At 66.5% G+C, this 18,701-nt stretch carries 16 protein-coding genes; 8 read left to right on the plus strand and 8 right to left on the minus strand.

Annotated features, from left to right (window positions below; all coding sequences use genetic code 11):
- Positions 1 to 130: 130 nt before the first annotated feature.
- Positions 131 to 1,909 (plus strand): gamma-glutamyltransferase, encoded by a 1,779-nt coding sequence (gene ggt, locus FW760_RS25310; protein WP_446444090.1) that lies wholly within the window; start codon positions 131 to 133, stop codon positions 1,907 to 1,909.
- A 76-nt stretch (positions 1,910 to 1,985) separates the two neighbouring features.
- Complete coding sequence (locus tag FW760_RS25315) at positions 1,986 to 2,453, plus strand: YbaK/EbsC family protein (protein ID WP_043861044.1); 468 nt, start codon at positions 1,986 to 1,988, stop codon at positions 2,451 to 2,453.
- Positions 2,454 to 2,567: 114 nt separating this feature from the next.
- Here the strand turns inward: FW760_RS25315 and FW760_RS25320 are convergent, their stop codons facing one another.
- Complete coding sequence (locus FW760_RS25320) at positions 2,568 to 2,882, minus strand: hypothetical protein (RefSeq protein WP_043861086.1); 315 nt, start codon at positions 2,880 to 2,882, stop codon at positions 2,568 to 2,570.
- Positions 2,883 to 2,978: 96 nt separating this feature from the next.
- On the opposite strand from FW760_RS25320, the gene FW760_RS25325 reads away from it, so the two are divergent.
- Both FW760_RS25325 and FW760_RS25330 read left to right on the plus strand, forming a co-directional pair.
- Complete coding sequence (locus FW760_RS25325; protein ID WP_446444084.1) at positions 2,979 to 3,356, plus strand: SH3 domain-containing protein; 378 nt, start codon at positions 2,979 to 2,981, stop codon at positions 3,354 to 3,356.
- 117 nt (positions 3,357 to 3,473) lie between these two features.
- Positions 3,474 to 3,779 (plus strand): NIPSNAP family protein, encoded by a 306-nt coding sequence (locus FW760_RS25330; RefSeq protein ID WP_043861047.1) that lies wholly within the window; start codon positions 3,474 to 3,476, stop codon positions 3,777 to 3,779.
- 78 nt (positions 3,780 to 3,857) lie between these two features.
- Here FW760_RS25330 and FW760_RS25335 read toward each other — a convergent pair whose 3' ends face one another.
- Positions 3,858 to 5,348, minus strand: a complete 1,491-nt coding sequence (locus tag FW760_RS25335) for an aldehyde dehydrogenase family protein (protein ID WP_043861048.1) — start codon at positions 5,346 to 5,348, stop codon at positions 3,858 to 3,860.
- A gap of 358 nt (positions 5,349 to 5,706) precedes the next feature.
- Between FW760_RS25335 and FW760_RS25340 the strand changes: the two genes are divergently transcribed.
- The 4 genes from FW760_RS25340 (at position 5,707) to FW760_RS25355 (ending at position 11,948) form a co-directional block, all read left to right on the plus strand.
- Complete coding sequence (locus tag FW760_RS25340; protein ID WP_052504233.1) at positions 5,707 to 6,630, plus strand: transporter; 924 nt, start codon at positions 5,707 to 5,709, stop codon at positions 6,628 to 6,630.
- Positions 6,631 to 6,664: 34 nt separating this feature from the next.
- Positions 6,665 to 8,737: a PQQ-dependent dehydrogenase, methanol/ethanol family gene (locus FW760_RS25345; protein WP_116054624.1), complete on the plus strand. Its 2,073-nt coding sequence runs from the start codon at positions 6,665 to 6,667 to the stop codon at positions 8,735 to 8,737.
- 149 nt (positions 8,738 to 8,886) lie between these two features.
- Positions 8,887 to 10,722, plus strand: a complete 1,836-nt coding sequence (locus FW760_RS25350; protein ID WP_116054621.1) for an NAD(P)/FAD-dependent oxidoreductase — start codon at positions 8,887 to 8,889, stop codon at positions 10,720 to 10,722.
- Positions 10,723 to 10,940: 218 nt separating this feature from the next.
- Positions 10,941 to 11,948, plus strand: coding sequence for an Ldh family oxidoreductase (locus tag FW760_RS25355; RefSeq protein WP_088515138.1), 1,008 nt, complete (start codon positions 10,941 to 10,943; stop codon positions 11,946 to 11,948).
- Between the two features lie 115 nt (positions 11,949 to 12,063).
- Here the strand turns inward: FW760_RS25355 and FW760_RS25360 are convergent, their stop codons facing one another.
- From FW760_RS25360 to FW760_RS25385, 6 genes are all read right to left on the minus strand, one after another.
- Positions 12,064 to 13,644, minus strand: a complete 1,581-nt coding sequence (locus tag FW760_RS25360) for an aldehyde dehydrogenase (NADP(+)) (RefSeq protein ID WP_116054616.1) — start codon at positions 13,642 to 13,644, stop codon at positions 12,064 to 12,066.
- A gap of 27 nt (positions 13,645 to 13,671) precedes the next feature.
- A complete protein-coding gene (abaF, locus tag FW760_RS25365) occupies positions 13,672 to 15,063 on the minus strand; it encodes a fosfomycin efflux MFS transporter AbaF (RefSeq protein ID WP_446444085.1) in 1,392 nt (463 codons plus the stop codon).
- A gap of 81 nt (positions 15,064 to 15,144) precedes the next feature.
- A complete protein-coding gene (locus FW760_RS25370; RefSeq protein ID WP_043861054.1) occupies positions 15,145 to 16,062 on the minus strand; it encodes a dihydrodipicolinate synthase family protein in 918 nt (305 codons plus the stop codon).
- 124 nt (positions 16,063 to 16,186) lie between these two features.
- On the minus strand, positions 16,187 to 17,215 hold the full coding sequence (locus FW760_RS25375; RefSeq protein WP_054916117.1) for a trans-3-hydroxy-L-proline dehydratase: 1,029 nt from the start codon (positions 17,213 to 17,215) through the stop codon (positions 16,187 to 16,189).
- A gap of 117 nt (positions 17,216 to 17,332) precedes the next feature.
- Positions 17,333 to 18,055: an amino acid ABC transporter ATP-binding protein gene (locus FW760_RS25380; RefSeq protein WP_116054610.1), complete on the minus strand. Its 723-nt coding sequence runs from the start codon at positions 18,053 to 18,055 to the stop codon at positions 17,333 to 17,335.
- The gene (locus FW760_RS25385; protein WP_043861057.1) at positions 18,048 to 18,698 is read right to left on the minus strand and encodes an amino acid ABC transporter permease; all 651 of its coding nucleotides are present in this window, start codon (positions 18,696 to 18,698) and stop codon (positions 18,048 to 18,050) included. The genes FW760_RS25380 and FW760_RS25385 overlap by 8 nt, the downstream gene beginning before the upstream one ends.
- Between the last annotated feature and the right edge of the window lie 3 nt (positions 18,699 to 18,701).

An 18,701-nucleotide genomic window follows, 5' to 3' on the forward strand; every position in this document is an offset into this window, starting at 1 on the left:
GCGGTGGGTGCCGGGTCTACTCGCGTCAATCACGCTACCATTGCCCGCGTTCCCCAAACGCTCAATGGAGTTGGTCTTGACCGGTTACCCAACCACCCGCAAACACCTGATCCACGCCCTCGGCTTCTCGATGGCAGCGTTGCTGCTCGGCGCCTGCACCAGCGCAACCCCGCCTGCGCCATCCAGCACCGCCTTGCCCGCCGCCCCGGAAATCGCCTCGGGCTACCGCACAGGCATGGCCCCCGTACAGGCACAGCACCATATGGCCGCGGCAGCCAACCCCCTGGCAAGCGCCGCCGGCCAGGCGATGCTGCGCAAGGGCGGGTCTGCGATCGATGCCGCCATTGCCATGCAGGCGGTGTTGACCCTGGTGGAGCCGCAGTCCAGCGGCATCGGCGGCGGCGCCTTCATCCTGTACTGGGATGGCAAGCAGGTGCAGGCGTTCGATGGGCGGGAGACGGCGCCCCAAGGGGCCGACAGCCGCCTGTTCCTGAAGCCGGACGGCACGCCGATGGGATTCAAGGACGCCCAGATCGGCGGTCGCTCGGTGGGCGTGCCCGGTGTGCTCAGGGCCCTGGAGATGGCGCACCAGCAACACGGCAAGCTGCCCTGGCGCGCGCTGTTCCAGCCGGCCATCGACCTGGCCCGCGACGGCTTCCCCGTGTCTGCGCGGCTGCATGCCCTGATTGCCGCCTCCACCTCGATACCGCAGTCGCCTGCACTGGCCCGCTACCTGCTCACGCCCCAGGGCCAGCCCTTGCCCGTGGGCACGCTGCTGAAGAACCCCGAGCTGGCGCAAACCCTGGAGGCCATCGCCAACCAGGGCCCGGACGCCTTCTACCACGGGCCCATCGCCGAGGCGATGGTGCAGCAGGTCAATACCCACAGTAACCCCGGCACGTTGTCGCTGGGCGACATTGCAGGCTATCGGGCCAAGGTGCGCGCGCCGGTATGCGGGCCGTACAAGCAGTGGACGGTCTGCGGCATGCCGCCACCGTCGTCCGGTGGCGTCGCGGTACTCCAGACGCTGGGCATCCTGGAGGCGCTGCAGCGCCAGAAACCGGCACTGGACCTGGTCGCGATGGCGCCCGAAAAAGCTCGCCCCGGGGGCGTCATGCAACCCTCCGCCCAGGCCGTGCACCTGATTGCCGAAGCCGAGCGCCTGGCCTATGCCGACCGCGCCCTGTACCTGGCCGACAGCGACCAGGTGCCGGTCAATGTGCCAGGGCTCACCAGCAAGGCGTACCTGGCCCAGCGCGCCACGCTGATCGGTGACCGGAGCATGGGCGTCGCCACTGCCGGTGTGCCGCCCGGCATGCCCCTGGCGTGGGCGCCTGACCGCTCGCCATTGCGCATTTCCACCTCGCAGATCGTTGCGGTGGACGATCAGGGCGGCGCGCTGTCGATGACCACCTCGGTCGAGGCGGCGTTCGGCTCTCATGTGCTGGTCAAGGGCTTTCTGCTCAACAACCAGATGACCGACTTTTCGTTCATCCCCGAGGAGAACGGCAAGCCGGTGGCCAACCGCATCGCACCGGGCAAGCGGCCGCGCTCCTCGATGGCGCCGACCCTGGTGTTCGACCAGGCCAGCGGCCAGCTGGTGGCCGCCCTCGGCTCGCCCGGCGGCTCGCAGATCATCGAGTACGTGAACAAGGCGCTGATCGGCTTGCTGGACTGGAACCTCGACCCGCAGCAGGCCGTCGACCTGCCCAACTTCGGCAGCCGCAACGTCGGCACCGAAGTGGAGGCCGGGCTGATCGGCCCCGCCCTGATCGAGCAGCTCAAGGCCCGCGGGCATGCGGTATCGCCCATCGAGATGACCAGCGGCACGCAGGTCATCGTGCGTGATGGGCAGGGCTGGTCGGCCGGTGCCGACCCACGTCGCGAGGGCGTCGCGTTGGGCGACTGAGTTTTTTGCCTGCCCAAGCTGGTAGGGTACGCAACGGTATCCCGCCAGGGCTGTTTTTTCAGAGGATCAAGCGAAGATGAGTCTGCAGTCAGTCAAAGCGTTTTTCTCCCACCATTCACCCGACCTGCAGGTGCTGGAACTGGCGTCCAGCACCGCCACCGTCGCCCTGGCCGCCGAGGCGCTGGCGGTCGAGCCGGGGCAGATCGCCAAATCGCTCTCGCTGCGCGTGGGGGAGGAGGTGATCGTGCTGGTGGTACGCGGCGATGCGCGCCTGTGCAACCGCAAGTACAAGCAGCAGTTCGGCGTCAAGGCACGCATGCTCGAGGCCGAGCAGGTCGAGCAGCACACCGGCCACCCCATCGGCGGCGTGTGCCCCTTCGGCCTGAGCCAGCCGCTGCGGGTGTACTGCGACGAGTCGCTGAAGGACTTCGAGGTGGTCTTCCCCGCCGGCGGTGCGGTCAATGCGGCGGTGCGCATCGAGCCCGAGCGCCTGGCCACCCTGGTCAACGCGCAGTGGGTCGACGTGATCCAGCCACTGGCCTGAAGTCGCCAGGCGCGCAAGCGGTGGTGGCGCGGGGTTATGAAAACCGCTCGATTATCCGTTGCAGGGCAACGGCGGGCAGGCCGACTTGCCACGGCAAGCCGGCCTGCCCGGGGGTCACACGCAGATCTGCTTGCGCGCACCGCGTGGCAGGCGGCAACGGTCGGCCTGGCTGCTCAGGCGGGCCTGCCAGCTGGCCTTGACGCTGAACGCGGGCACCGGCGCCGGCGCGGCCTGTTGCTGGCGCTGCTTGCGCAGTTCGGCCAGCGAAGGGGTCTTGGCCTTGGCGGCCACGGCTGCCGAGTCGGGGGCAGCCAGCGAGCGCAGGCAGGACTTGCACGACACCTGATCCGCTGCCTGAGTGCTGTTGAGGGTCTGACTGGTACGCCCGCAGGCGGCATTGGCGCCGTTCGCCGAATAGTGTGTAACCAAACCGTACATCTCCAACCTGTTGATAACAAAGGCGCTATTTTCGCACAGCCGCGCCGCTGGGTGGGCACCGGCTTCAGTTCACCAAGGAGAAGGCACATGCAATACCGCGTGATTAAAGCGCACCACAGCGAATTCCCTCAGCCCATCACCTTTGCCAAGGGGGCCGTGCTGGAGGTGGGGGAGGTGTACCAGGGCGATGAAGGATGGGACAACTGGTACTTCTGCACCACGCCCGGCCAGCAGGGTGGCTGGGTACCGGCGCAGGTGATCGAAAGGCTGGGCGAGCAGGCAGGCCGCGCGCGCGAGGACTACACCGCCAGGGAGCTGGACGTGGACATTGGCGATGAAGTGCTCTGCGTGAGGTCGCTCAACGGCTGGTCCTGGTGCACAAGGCCGCGCGACGCGCAGGCCGGCTGGGTGCCTTCAAGCCATCTGCGCCACATCGAACAGGCGCCGGCGGCACCGACCCGCTGAAGGGCTGCACACGGGTTCAACGGTGCGAGCGCTGATGCTCGCTGCACCTGTCGCGTATTGACGCCCGCCCGTGACGCCCACTAGGCTCGCTGCCGGTCCCTTTCATGGAGTGCTGCAATGGTTACCTGCTACCTGCGCTACATCGTCGATGCCTACAAGCTGCAAGAGTTCGAAGCCTACGGGCGCATGTGGATACCGCTGGTGGAGAAATTCGGCGGCCAGCACCATGGCTACTTCCTGCCCAGCGAAGGCGCCAACAACGTCGCCCTGGCGATGTTCTCGTTCCCGAGCCTGGCAGCGTACGAACGTTACCGCGAACAGTCGAAAACCGACGCCGAGTGCATCGCCGCGTTCAAGTACGCCGAAGACACCCGGTGCATCATCAGCTACGAGCGCAGTTTCTTCCGCCCTGTACTGGGCTGACCCCATCACGGCGCAAGCCCCCCCCTGTGGGAGCGGGCTTGACCCGCGATCGGGCCGCAGAGCGGCCCCAACTGCCGCCTACAGCTTCATCACCACCGACTTCAGCTCGGTGTAATGCTCGATGGCCGCCGCGCCCATCTCGCGCCCCACGCCCGACAGCTTGTAGCCGCCAAACGGCAGCGCCGGGTCCAGCGCACTGTGACAGTTGACCCACACCGAGCCCGACTTGATGCGCGGCACCATGCGGTGCACCTGCGCCAGGTCGTTGGACCAGATGCTCGCGCCCAGGCCATAGGCACTGTCGTTGGCCAGGCGAATCGCCTCGTCCATGTCGTCGAACGGAATCGCCACCAGCACCGGCCCGAAAATCTCCTCCTGCACCAGCGGGCACTGCTGGTCGACGTCGGCAATCACCGTCGGCTGCACGAAATACCCCGGCCCGTAATACTCGCCGCCACACGCCACCTTGGCGCCCAGCTCGCGGCCCATGTCGATGTAGCGGCCCACCCGTGCCTGCTGCTTGGCCGAGATCAACGGGCCCATGTCGATGCTCGGGTCCAGGCCATTGCCCAGCTTCATGCCGTTGGCGATGCCGGCAATATCGGCCACCACGCGGTCGAAATGCTTGCGGTGCACATACAGGCGCGACCCCGCGCAGCACACCTGCCCCTGGTTGAAGAAGATCGCGCTGGCGGCACCGGCAGCGGCCACCTCAAGGTCGGCGTCGGCCAGGATGATGGTCGGCGATTTGCCGCCCAGCTCCAGCGTCACCCGCGTCATCGAATCCATCGCCGCCTTGCCGATCAGCTTGCCCACCTCGGTCGAGCCGGTGAAGGTCACCTTGTCCAGCAGCGGGTGCGCCGACAGCGCCGCACCGGCCACCGCGCCCACGCCGGTGACCACGTTGAACACACCCGCCGGGTAGCCGGCCTCCAGTACCAGTTCGGCCAGCTTGAGCGCGCTCAGCGGGGTCTCGTCCGCCGGCTTGAGCACTACGCTGCACCCGGTGGCCAACGCCGGCCCAAGCTTCCAGCAGGCCAGCAGCAGAGGGAAGTTCCACGCCACGATGGCACCCACCACACCTACCGCCTCGCGGCGCACATAGGCATGGAACTCGCCGTCGAACAGCGGCAGCGACGGGTCGACCGTGGTGCCTTCGATCTTGGTTGCCCAGCCAGCCATGTAGCGCAGCGAGTCGATGGCCATCTGCACGTCCATCACCCGCGCCACCTGCGCGCTCTTGCCGTTGTTCAGGCATTCGAGCTCGGCGAACACCTGGGCATCGCGCTCGATCAGGTCGGCCAGCTTCCACAACAAGTTCTGGCGCTCGCGCGGGCGCATGCGGCTCCAGGGCGAGTCATCGAACGCCTGGCGCGCGGCACGTACCGCCTGGTCGACATCCTCGACCGTGGCGGCAGGCACCTGGGCCAGCGCCTGGCCGTTGGCCGGGTTGAGCAGTTGCAGCGTGGCGCCATCGCTGGCGCCGCGCCAGTCGGCACCGATCAGCATGCGGTGCTGACGCTGTACGAACGCCTGGGTATCACTGTGAACCGGGAAGGCATGGGTCATGGGTGTGGCTCTCTTGTTATTGAAAGGAACCCGAGGCATTCAGCAACCCTTGTGCCAGCTTTTTTCTACTACCAAAGTACTTGTTTTTCAGGGGTTTGGAGGGCTTGAGCCGGTTCTGTGCGTATTAGGTCGAGACAAACGGTGAGACACATGAGACGCCCCTGAGAAACCCCGCAAAGCCTTGCAAACCGGGCCTGCAACGGGGCAGGTGGCAGCCGGGCACTTCACCGCAGGTTGACGCCCTCAAAGCGCAACCAATTGATATCAATAGATTAATTTCGTTGGCACGAAGCCTGCTACGGCCTGTGTGCCGCCCATTGGGTGGCTCATCCGACAAAAACAATAAACAGGTGACTCGATGAGCAAGACCGTACTGTCAAGCGTGCCGGCACACCGCCGTCGTACTGCATTGGGCTGGGCACAGGCCTGGACGCTGGGCCTCGCCGGCTGCCTGGGCAGCCAGGCGCACGCCGTGGATGTGGACGCCGGGGACTACACCGCGTTGCCCGAAGGCACCAACCTGGGCATGGTCTACTACCAGCATGCCGAACGTCGCTCGCTGTACTCCGGTGGCCACAAGCAGCCGGTGCGTGCCGGGCTGAACTCCGACATCGGCATTCTCAGGGGCGTGCACTTCATGAAGCTGGGCGGGTTCACCATCGACCCGCAGTTCCTGCTGCCCTTCGGCCAGCTCGAAGGCAAGCGCGACACCTCGGGCCTGGGCAAGAGCGATGGCGGCATCGGCGACCTGATCCTGGCCTCCACCGTGTGGCTGGTGGAGCGCCCGGAAGAAAAGACCTATTTCGGCATCACCCCGTTCCTCTACGTGCCCACCGGCCGCTACGACCGCGACGACGCGCTCAACATCGGCGAGAACCGCTGGAAGTTCGCGCTGCAGGCCGGCTACATCCAGGGCCTGGGCGACAAGTGGTGGCTGGACCTGATCGGCGACGTCACCTGGTTCGGCAAGAACGACGACGCCACCTCCGCCGGTCTGACCCTGCGCCAGTCCGCGCTGTACCAGGGCCAGGCGTTCCTGCGCTACCAGCTCACCCCGAGCCTGGACCTGCGCGTGGGCTACTCCAGGCTGTGGGGCGGCGAAACCCGCCTGGACGGCGTCGACCAGCACGACAAACCCGACACCGCCAAGTTTCTGGTGGGCGCAGGCTGGTTCGTCACCCCCAAGACCCAGCTGCTGTTCAACTATGGCCGTGACCAGTCGGTGGAAAACGGTTTCAAGGAAGGCGACCGCTTCAACGTACGCCTGATGCAGGTGTTCTGACCCGCACCTGCAGCCATCACCGAGGACACCGAACATGAAAAAACCTTTGCGTACTTCATTGCTGATGCTGTGCCTGGCCACCCCGCTGGCAGCCCTTGCCGCCGGGGTGGACGAGGCCGCCATCCGCGCCACCGAACAGGCCGGCGGCGAGTGGCTCAGCCACGGCCGCACCTATGCCGAACAACGCTTCAGCCCGCTCAAACAGATCGACGCCAGCAACGTCAAGTCGCTGGGCCTGGCCTGGTACATGGACCTGGACAACACCCGCGGCCTGGAGGCGACACCGCTGTTCCACGACGGGGTGATCTACACCTCTATGTCCTGGAGCCGGGTGATCGCGGTCGACGCCGCCAGCGGCAAGGAGCTGTGGCGCTACGACCCCGAGGTGGCCAAGGTCAAGGCCCGTACCTCGTGCTGCGACGCGGTCAACCGCGGCGTGGCACTGTGGGGCGACAAGGTCTACGTCGGCACCCTGGACGGGCGTCTGATCGCCCTCGACGCCAAGACCGGCAAGGCCATCTGGAGCCAGCAGACCACCGACCCGGCCAAGCCCTACAGCATCACCGGCGCGCCACGGGTGGTCAAAGGCAAGGTCATCATCGGCAACGGCGGCGCCGAATACGGCGTGCGCGGCTTCGTCTCGGCCTATGACGCCGACACCGGCAAACTGGCCTGGCGCTTCTACACCGTACCGGGCGACCCGGCGCTGCCCTACGAGCATCCCGAACTGCGCGAAGCGGCCAAGACCTGGCAGGGCGACCAGTACTGGAAGCTCGGCGGTGGCGGCACGGTGTGGGACAGCATGGCCTACGACCCCGAGCTGGACCTGCTCTACGTCGGCACCGGCAACGGCTCGCCGTGGAACCGCGAGGTGCGCAGCCCGGGCGGTGGCGACAACCTGTACCTGTCGTCGATCCTCGCCATCCGCCCCGACACCGGCAAGCTGGCCTGGCACTACCAGGTCACCCCGGGCGACAGCTGGGACTTCACCGCCACCCAGCAGATCACCCTGGCCGAGCTGAACATCGACGGCAAACCGCGCAAGGTCCTGATGCAGGCGCCTAAAAACGGCTTCTTCTACGTGCTCGACCGCACCAACGGCAAGCTGATCTCGGCCGAGAAGTTCGGCAAGGTCACCTGGGCCGAGAAGGTCGACCTCGCCACCGGCCGGCCGGTCGAGGCCCCTGGGGTGCGCTACGAAAAAGAGCCCATCGTGATGTGGCCCAGCCCCTTCGGCGCGCACAACTGGCATTCGATGTCGTTCAACCCCGGCACCGGCCTGGTGTACATCCCCTACCAGGAAGTGCCCGGTGTGTACCGCAACGAAGGCAAGGACTTCGTCACCCGCAAGGCATTCAACACCGCCGCCGGCTTTGCCGACGCCACCGACGTGCCGGCCGCCGTGGTCAGCGGCGCCTTGCTGGCCTGGGACCCGGTCAAGCAGAAGGCCGCCTGGAAGGTGCCGTACCCCACGCACTGGAACGGCGGCACCCTGAGCACCGCCGGCAACCTGGTGTTCCAGGGCACCGCGGCGGGGCAGATGCATGCCTATTCCGCCGACAAGGGCGAGGCGCTGTGGCAGTTCGAGGCGCAAAGCGGCATCGTTGCCGCGCCCATGACCTTCGAACTGGCCGGGCGTCAGTACGTGGCGATCATGGCCGGCTGGGGCGGCGTGGCCACCCTGACCGGCGGCGAGTCGATGAACCTGCCGGGCATGAAGAACCGCAGCCGCCTGCTGGTGTTCGCCCTCGATGGCAAGGCGCAGTTGCCGCCACCGGCCCCGGCGCCCGCCAAGGTCGAGCGCGTGCCCCAGCCCGTCACCGCAGCACCCGAGCAGGTGCAGGCCGGCAAGCAGCTGTATGGCCAGTTCTGCAGCGTGTGCCACGGCATGGGCACCATCAGCGGCGGTTTGATCCCCGACCTGCGCCAGTCCAGCGACGCCACCCGCGAGCACTTCCAGCAGATCGTCCTGCAGGGCGCGCTCAAGCCACTGGGCATGCCGTCGTTCGACGACTCGCTCAAGCCCGAGGAGGTCGAGCAGATCAAGCTCTACGTGATGTCGCGCGAGTACGAGGACTACATGGCGCGCCACAAAGCCGCACCTTGAATCGCACCGGCGGCCTGTGTACGTCACAGGCCGCCGGTCGGGTGCGTGTTGGTGCTCCGGGTCGATCTGGTCTTTTCTGAAAGTAGTCACATCGCTGGCAGTCTTTGTGACTTCAACGCAAGAGCCCGATTGCCCCTGGAGCCACTGCCATGTCCGCCATCCCTTCGCGCAGCCCCCGCAGGACGCCACTTGCCCGCAACAAGGACGTGACCGCGCTGGTCCCGGACTTCCCGTTCCACTACGCCGACTACCTCGCCGCCGCTCGTGCCGCCGGCCAGCCGCTGTGCCGCGTGCCGCCCGAGTGCTGGGGCCGCAAGGTGCTGGTGGTCGGCGCCGGTATCGCCGGCCTGGTGGCGGCCTACGAACTGCTGAAGATGGGCCTGCACCCGGTGGTGCTGGAGGCCGGCGAGCGCATCGGCGGGCGGCTGTATTCCAGGGTCATGGGCGACCCCGGCGCCGAGGTGATCTGCGAGCTGGGCGCCATGCGCTTTCCGGTATCCGGCAAGGCGCTGTTCCACTACTTCGACAAGGTGGGCATGAGCGCGCAGTCGGCGGACTTTCCCAACCCCGGCACAGCGGCCGCAGTCAGCACCGTGGTCGACTACCAGGGCTGCGTGAAGTACTACGAGCACGACAGCCCGGTGTTTCCCGTGCCACCGGAGTACCTGCAGCTCGAAGAGCAATTCTTCGATACCTTTCTGGCGGGCGCGCCGTTCCACTTCCATGAACTGGAAACCGCCATGACCGAAGGCAGCATCGACCAGAAAGCCATCAAGCGCCTGTGGAATGCCATCGTCCACTGCGGCGCCGGCCGCAGCTGGGACGACGTCAGCTTCTACCAGGCCCTGCTGCAGGAGTCGGGGTGGAGCCGCGAGCAGATCAACCTGTTCGGCCAGATCGGCTTCGGCACCGGTGGCTGGAACACCGACTACCCCAACAGCATCCTCGAAGTGCTGCGGGTGCTGTACACCGGGCTGGATGCCAGCCACCGGCTCATGTACCAGGGCGCCGATGCACTGCCCAGGGCGCTGTGGACGCAATCGCCCACTGCGTTGGGCGACCCCTGCGCCAACGGCCAGGGCGACAGCAGCGTCGAGTCGATGACCCGCCAGGTATTTGCCGAGCCGTTCAACCAGGAAGTCCGGCATATCAGCCCGCTGGCGAACGGTGAGTTCTCGGTACTGGTCCACGACCTCAAGCGCGATACCAGCGCCTGGCTGACCATCGGCCACGTGGTCTACACCCCGCACCTGCGGGTGCTCGACAAACTGCGCGCCAGCGGCACCGTGCCGCAACTGAAGGCCATGGACGCGCTGCTGCCCAGCGCGACCTGGGAGGCCGTCAAATACACCCACTACATGCAGTCGGCAAAGATCTTCGCGGCCACCCGGCGGCCCTTCTGGCACGAACGACCGGGGCCGATGCAGGAACGCACGCTGAGCGTGACGCTGTCCGATGGCCTCACCCGTGGCACCTACCTGGTCGATTACGCGCAGGCGCCAAGCGGCTACCGCGGCAGCGGCATCTTCCTGTCGTACACCTGGAACGACGATGCGCTGAAGTTCCTGGGCGACCGCGCCAGGCCGGCGCCGCAGCATGCCCAGCTGTGCACCACGTTGCTGCAGGCCATCTACCCCAACGTGGACCTCGCCGCGCACTACAGTGCCAGCAACACCTTCGTCGAGTTCAACTGGGAGGACCAGCCGCACTACCTGGGCGCCTTCAAGATGAACCTGCCCGGGCAGTACGCCTACCAGCGCAGGCTCTTCGCGCAGTTCATGACCGGGGTGGGCAGCGCCACGCCCTACGGCTTCGTGCTGGCCGGCGACGACGTGTCCTGGACCGGTGGCTGGGCCGAGGGCGCGGTCACCAGCGCACTCAATGCGGTGAACAAGATTGCCGTGTGCCTGGGCGGCGCGAGCGACCCGAGCAACCCCGGCCCGGTGGAATCCTGGGCCGACCTGCAACCGGTCGAACTGCGCTGAAGCTATCCACAAAAAAAGTGGGTAGCTCTGTGGATAAAGCGCTACACGCTGCGTACCACAAGGGCTGCGTCAGTTTGATTACAAACTGAACAGCTTCCCTGGGTGTGCGTGGGGGGCTGTTGGCCACTGTGCCAAGTTCGTCATGCCCGTGGTCCGAATCGATCAAGCCCGGCCCCGGTCGATGGGGCACGATGGACGGTCTGTCCAAGGAGCTGACCATGATTCGACTGACCCTTACCCAAGCCCATGAACTGGCAGAGTCGATCCTGTTGCACAACGGTTTCAACGCGGCGCACGCCGCAGCGGTGACGGCCACGGTGGTCGCCGGGGAGCGCGATGGCTGCGCCTCCCATGGGCTGTACCGGGTGATCGGCTGTGTGAACTCGCTCAAGGCCGGCAAGGTGTCGGCGGCGGCCGAGCCGCAGGTGATCGACCAGGCGCCCTCGATCGTGCGTGTGGATGCTGCTGGCGGCTTCTCGCAGCTGGCGTTCCAGGCCGGCTTGCCGATGCTGCAGGCCAAGGCCCGCAGCAACGGTATCGCGGCCCTGGCCATAAACCACTGCGTGCACTTTTCGGCGTTGTGGGTCGAGATCGAACAACTGACCGAGGCCGGCCTGGTGGCGCTGGCGTGCAACCCCAGCCATGCCTGGGTGGCGCCGGCCGGGGGCAGCCAGCCGGTATTTGGCACCAACCCCATCGCGTTCGGCTGGCCGCGTGCGGGCGCCAACCCGTTCGTGTTCGACTTTGCCACCAGCGCGATTGCGCGCGGCGACATCGAGCTGCATCGGCGCGCCGGCAAGGCCATCCCCGAAGGCTGGGGCGTGGATGCCCAGGGGCAGCCGAGCACCGACCCGAACGTGGTGCTCGACAGTGGCGCCATGCTGACCTTTGGCGGGCACAAGGGCTCGGCGCTGGCGGCGATGGTCGAGCTGATTGCCGGGCCGCTGATCGGCGACCTGACCAGTGCCGAGTCGCTGGCCTATGACGCGGGCAGCAAGTCCTCGCCGTACCATGGCGAGCTGATCCTCGCGCTGGACCCGCAGCGGTTTCTGGGGGCGGGCGCCGAGGCGCACCTGACGCGGGCGGAGGCGGTGTTTGCGGGCATCGAGGGGCAGGGTGCGCGGCTGCCGTCACAGCGCCGCTTCGAGGCGCGCAAGCGCAGCCTGGAGGAGGGCGTGCAGATCCCCGAGGCGCTGTACAACGACCTCAAGGCATTGCTGAACTGAAACCCCATCGCGGGCCAAGCCCGCTCCCACAGGGGCTCCACTGACCATGAACACAGTGGTGTACCTGTGGGAGCGGGCTTGACCCGCGATGGGCTGCAAAGCAGCCCCAAATCAGTCAGAGCGGTTCGCGACTACTACAACCCTCCACCAACCGCACAATCCCCAACGGGTTGCCATCCTGCAACGCCGCCGGCAGCAGATCATCCGGGCAGTTCTGGTAACACACCGGCCGCAGGAACCGATCGATCGCCAGGCTCCCCACCGACGTCCCCCGCGCATCCGAGGTGGCCGGGTAGGGCCCGCCATGCACCATCGCATCGCACACTTCAACACCGGTCGGGTAGCCGTTGAACAGCACCCGCCCAACCTTCTGCTCCAGCAGCGGCAGCACCTGGGCAAACTGCGCCAGGTCGTCGGCTTCTGCAATCAGGGTGGCGGTCAACTGCCCATGCAGGCTCGCCAGCGCGCTGTGCAACTGATCCGCATCGGCCACTTCCACCACCACCGTGGCCGGCCCGAACACCTCCTCCTGCAACAGCGCATCACCGTCGAGCAGCAAGCTCACATCTGCCTTGAACAGCTGCGGCTGCGCCTGGTTGCCCTGTTGTTCACGGCCCGCCAGGTGGCTCACCCCAGGGTGCGCCTGCAACGCCTGTACGCCCTTGGCATAACTGCGCAGGGTGCCGGCATTGAGCATGGTCTGCGCCGGCTGCCCGCCCAGCGTCGCCGCCAAGTGCGCAACAAACGCCGAAAACTGCGGCGAGCGCAGCCCGATCACCAGCCCGGGGTTGGTACAGAACTGCCCGCAGCCCATCACCACCGACGCCGCCAGCTCCGTGGCGATTTTCTCGCTGCGCACCTGCAGCGCCTGCGGCAGCACCAGCACCGGGTTGATGCTGCTCATTTCGGCAAACACCGGGATCGGCTGCGCCCGCGCCGCCGCCATGTCGCACAGCGCGCGCCCGCCCTTGAGCGAGCCGGTAAAGCCCACGGCCTGGATCGCCGGGTGCTTGACCAGCGCCTCGCCCACCCCGGCGCCATAGATCATGTTGAACACGCCCTCGGGCATGCCGGTGCGCTCGGCGGCGCGAATGATCGCGTTGGCCACGTGCTCGGCCGTGGCCATGTGCCCGCTGTGGGCCTTGAACACCACCGGGCAGCCGGCCGCCAGCGCCGCCGCGGTATCGCCCCCGGCGGTGGAGAACGCCAGCGGAAAGTTGCTGGCGCCGAACACCGCCACCGGCCCCACGCCGATACGGTACTGGCGCAGGTCCACCCGTGGCAGCGGCTGGCGCTCGGGCAATGCGCGGTCGATGCGTGCACCGTAGAAGTCGCCCCGGCGCAGCACCTGGGCAAACAGGCGCATCTGCCCGCTGGTGCGGCCGCGCTCGCCCTTGATCCGTGCCGTGGGCAAGGCCGTTTCGAGGGTTACCAGCGCGACGAAGTCATCGTCCAGCGCGTCCAGCTGCTCGGCTATGGCCTCCAGAAACTCCGCCCGGCGCCCGGCCGGCAGGTTGCGAAACGTCGGGTAGGCCGCCGCTGCGGCGCGGGCGGCAGCGTCCACTTCCTCGGCGGTGGCCTGGGTGAAACGGTACGGCAGGGCGTCGCCGGTGGTGGCGTCATGGCTGTGCAGGGTGATGCTGCCGGCGGCGCTGCGCGCACCGCCGATGTAGTTGTGGCCGATGATCTCGGTCATGCAGACCTCCTGTTGAAAGGGTTGGGCTCAGGCCAGCGAGTTGCCGCGAGCGCTGGCGGTGTCGGTGCTGGCGGCAACCCGCTCGGCCGACTCGGCGTCGACCAGGTGCAGCGACTTGCCACGGGTTTCACGGGTCAGGCCGACGGCGACGATGGAAATCGCCGCGGCGCCCACCAGGTACCAGGCAATCGGCGTCGAGCTGTTGTACTTGTTGAGCAGGGTGATGGCGATCAGCGGTGCCAGGGAGCCGGCGAAAATCGGCGCCACCTGATAGCACAGCGACAAGGCGGTGTAGCGCACATGGGTGGGGAACATCTCGGCCATCAGCGCCGAGTAGGGCGCATAGGTCATCGACTCGATGGCCAGGCCCAGGGTGATCGCCGCCATGATCAGCCAGTTGTTGCCGGTGTCCATCATCGGGAAGCCGACGAAGCCCCAGAACGCGGTCAGCACCGCACCGGTCAGGTACACCGGCTTGCGCCCCACCAGGTCGGACAGGTAGCCCATCAGCGGGATCAGGAAGAAGTGCAGCAGGTGCGCGCCGAACATCAGCAGCAGAATCTGCGAGGTGTCCTTGTGCACCACCAGCTTGAGGTAGGTGATCGAGAAGGTCACCACGGTGTAGTACAGGATGTTCTCGGCAAACCGCGCACCGATGCCCACCAGCACCGAACGCCAGTGGTGGCGCAGCACTTCCACCACACCCAGCTGCTGCACCTTGTGCTGCGCCTGGCGGGCCTGGGCCTGCTTGAAGATCGGAGCATCATCCACGCTGGAGCGGATCCAGTAGCCGATCAGCACCACCAGTGCCGACAGCCAGAACGCCACGCGCCAGCCCCAGGCCAGGAACTGCTCCTCGCTCAGGGTGCTCGACAGCGCCAGCAGCGCCACCGTGGCCAGCAGGTTGCCGGCCGGTACGCCGGCCTGCGGCCAGCTGGCCCAGAAGCCGCGACGGTTGTCCGGGCAGTGCTCGGACACCAGCAGGATCGCGCCGCCCCATTCGCCGCCAAAGGCGAACCCCTGGATCAGGCGCAGCAGCACCAGCAGGATGGGCGCGGCGTAGCCGATGCTGTCGAAACCGGGCAGGCAGCCCATCAGAAAGGTGGTGATGCCGACCACCACCAGGCTCAGTTGCAGCAGGCGCTTGCGCCCGAACTTGTCGCCATAGTGGCCGAACACCAGGCCGCCCAGCGGGCGGGCCAGAAAACCTACGGCGTAGAGGGCGAAGGCGGCGATGATGCCGTCGATGGGGCTGTCGGTCTGGCGAAAGAACAACTGGCCGAACACCAGTGCCGAGGCCGTACCGTAGAGAAAGAATTCATACCATTCGGCGACGGTACCGGCCATGGCGGCCGCTACCACACGCTTGAGGCCCGCCGGGGCGGTGGATGCGCGGGGAGAGGGGTGTGCAGTGCTCATGCTGGCGTTTCCTGTGCAGGCGCAAGACAGAAAAACAGGCGCGCCGGGTGGGCCCCGCAGAGAGGCCCGCCCGGCACTCACTCAGAGGCCGACATCCGGCAGTTCAGGGCGATTGGCCAGGGCCTTGGCCATGATCTGCTCGACGAACTCGCGGTCGTCCTTTGGCAGGGCCAGGCGCGGTGGACGGGTCAGCGCGCTGCCGCGACCGGCAATGGCTTCACACAGCTTGATGCACTGCACCAGGTCGGCGCGGGCATCCAGGTGCAGGATCGGCATCAGCCACTCGTAGATCGGCATGGCCTCGGCAAAGCGTCCGGCCTTGGCCAGGCGGAAGATCGTCTCGCCCTCCTTGGGGAACACGTTGGACATGCCCGACACCCAGCCCTCGGCGCCCACCGCGATGCTTTCGAGCACCACGTCGTCGAGGCCGGCGAACAGCACGAAGCGGTCACCCACCTCGTTGCGCACGTCGATGAAACGACGGGTGTCGCCGGAGGAATCCTTGAAGCACACCACGTTGTCGCAGTCGGCCAGGGAAATCAGGATGTCCGGGGTCACGTCGTTTTTGTAGATCGGCGGGTTGTTGTAGACCATCAGCGGCACGTCGGCATGCTTGGCCACGTAACGGTAGTGCTCGGCGGTCTCGAACGGCTTGGAGCCGTACACCAGCGCCGGCATCAGCATCACCCCGTCCACGCCCACCTTGCGCACCGCGTTGGCCACCTTGGCGGCCTGCACGCTGGTGAACTCGGCCACGCCGCAGATCACCGGCACACGACCACGCGAGGCATCCACCGCCACTTCGGTCACGGCAATCTTTTCTTCGGCCGTCAGCGAGGTGTTCTCGCCCACCGAGCCGCACACCACCAGGCCCGACACGCCGTCGCGGATCACGTTGGAAATCACCTGGTGGGTTTTTTCCAGGTTGATGGAGAAGTCGTCGTTGAATTGGGTGGTGACCGCAGGGAACACGCCACTCCAGTTGATGCGCTTGCTCATTGGTTGTCTCCGGTGGTTGTTAGTATTTCGTATACGATATTTTATGTGTGTGAAGCAGACCAGCGTTATTTCGGGGTTTTTGCTGGTCTTTTTGCTTAGGGTTTGTGAATCAAGGGCTTAGTGATCAGGCGCCGGGCCAGGTGTCCGACAGTCGGTAGCCTTGTGGCCACGGGTCGGCGGGGTCGAGCAGCAACTGGTGGGTGCCGGTGATCCAGGCGCGCCCCGAAATGCACGGGTAGATGGCGGCGCGCCCGGCCACTTCGGTCAGCGAATCGATGCGACAGTGGAACTCCGAGCCCAGGATCGAGCGGCCGATGAAGCGTTCGCCCACCTGCATCAGGCCCTTGGCCTGCAACACTGCCATGCGCGCCGAACAGCCGGTGCCGGTGGGGGAGCGGTCGATCTTGCCGGGCTGGATCACAACCGCGTTGGCACCGGTGGCCACGCCATTCTCCATCACGATGGGCGCGGCGATCTGGCAGAACGAGATATGCGACCAGCCGGGGTTGAGCGGGTGCACAAAACCCAGTTGTTCGTTGGCGGCGCGGGTGATCTTGAGGCCCACCTCCACCAGGTCGGCGGCCTCGTCGGGGCGAATGGCGAAGCCCAGGCGCTGGGCATCGACAATCGCGAAACTGTCGCCGCCATAGGCGGTGTCGACCTGCAGCGAGCCCACGCCCTCGACCTCGATCCAGGCGTCCAGGCGGTCGGCGAAGGAGGGCACGTTCCTGACCTCCACGCGCTGCACCTTGCCGTCCCGGCATTCGGCCACGGCCTCGATCAGACCGCCGGGGGCTTCGAGCACCAGGCGGGTCTGCGGCTCGGTCATCGGCAGGATGCCGCTGTCGAGCAGCACCGTGGCCACGCACAGCGAGTTGGAGCCGGACATCGGCGGGGTGTCGGCCGGCTCCATGATGATCCAGCCCATCTGCGCGGCCGGGTTCTTGGGCGGCACCAGCAGGTTGACGTGGCGGAACACGCCGCCACGCGGTTCGTTGAGCACGAAATTGCGCAGGGTGTCGTCCTGCGCGATCCAGCGCGACTGTTCCCACAGGGTGTCGCCCGGTGGCGGCGCGACGCCACCGACAATCACATCGCCGACCTCGCCTTCGGCGTGGCAGCTGACTACATGAATCACCTTTGATGAACGCATTGCCTGGCTCCTGATTGATTGGGGCTGCTGCGCAGCCTCATCGCGGGTCAAGCCCGCTCCCACAGGGTATGGGCTGATCTGTGTGGGAGCGGGCTTGACCCGCGATGAGGCCCCTGGTTACTTCACTGACTTGAGAAACGCCGCCGTCTCCGGCTGCTGCGGGTTGCCGATCACCTGGTCCGGCGAGCCGATCTCGTGCACCAGCCCGTTGCGAAAGAACGCCACCCGGTCCGACACATCCCGCGCAAAGCGGATCTCGTGGGTCACCAGCACCATGGTCATGCCGTCCTCGGCAAGCATGCGCATGGTGTCCAGCACTTCGCCCACCAGTTGCGGATCGAGCGCCGAGGTGGCCTCGTCGAACAGCATGTAGTCCGGCGACATCGCCAGCGCCCGGGCAATCGCCATGCGCTGCTGCTGGCCACCGGACAACTTGCCGGGGAAGGTCTTGAACTTGTCGCCCAGCCCCACGTGGGTCAGCTGCCGGATCGCCAGTGCCTCGGCTTCCTCGCGGCTCTTGCCCAGTACCTTGCGCGGCGCCAGCATCACGTTCTCCAGCACCGTCAGGTGCGGGAAGGCATTCCACTGCTGGAACACGATGCCGATCTTCTGGCGCAGGCGGTTGAGGTCGGTGGCGCGGTTGTGCACCTCGATGCCGTCCACGCGAATGCTGCCCTTCTGGATCGGCTCCAGGCCGTTGATGCACATCAGCAGGGTCGACTTGCCCGAGCCCGAACCGCCGATGATCGAAACCACCTCGCCCTTGTTCACCGTCAGGCTCACGCCCTTGACCACTTCCAGGTCGCCGAAGGATTTGTGTACGTTGTCGATCTCAATCATTTTCTTGCCACCTTCTTTCCAGTCGGGCGCCCAGGCGTGCGACCACCAGGCTCATGACGTAATAGATGAGGCCCGCGATGCACAGCACCAGCAGGGGTTCCTGAATCCGCGTGACGATGGTCTGGGAGGCGCGCAGCAATTCGACGATGCCGATCCACATCACCAGCGCGGTGTCCTTCATCACGCTCAGCACCAGGTTCAGCCAGCCCGGAAAGGCCACCCGCGAGGCCATCGGCAGCACGATCCAGCGCAGGTCCTGCAGGTAGCTCAGGCCCAGCGACCGACTGGCCCGGCGCACGCTGGGCGGTACCGCCAGCACACCGCTGCGTACGATCTCGGTGAAGTACGCCGCGGCGTACACCCCCAGCACGATGCAGCCCACGCTGAAGGCGCTGATGTTCAGGCCCACGATGCTCTTGAACGAGTTGAACAGCACGAACTGGATCAGCAGCGGCACGCTGCGAAACACATCCAGCACCCAGGCCAGCGGCAGGCTGGCGCGTGGCAGCAGCGCACGCAGCAGGCCGAACACCAGCCCGGCCACCGAGCCCAGCATGATCGACCAGAAGGTCAGCTGCAGGGTGACCCAGGCCCCGTCGAGCAGGAACAGCATGTCGTTCCAGGTAAAGCTTGTAGAAAACATGGA

The sequence above is a fragment of the Pseudomonas sp. 1176_21 genome, from assembly GCF_052850635.1.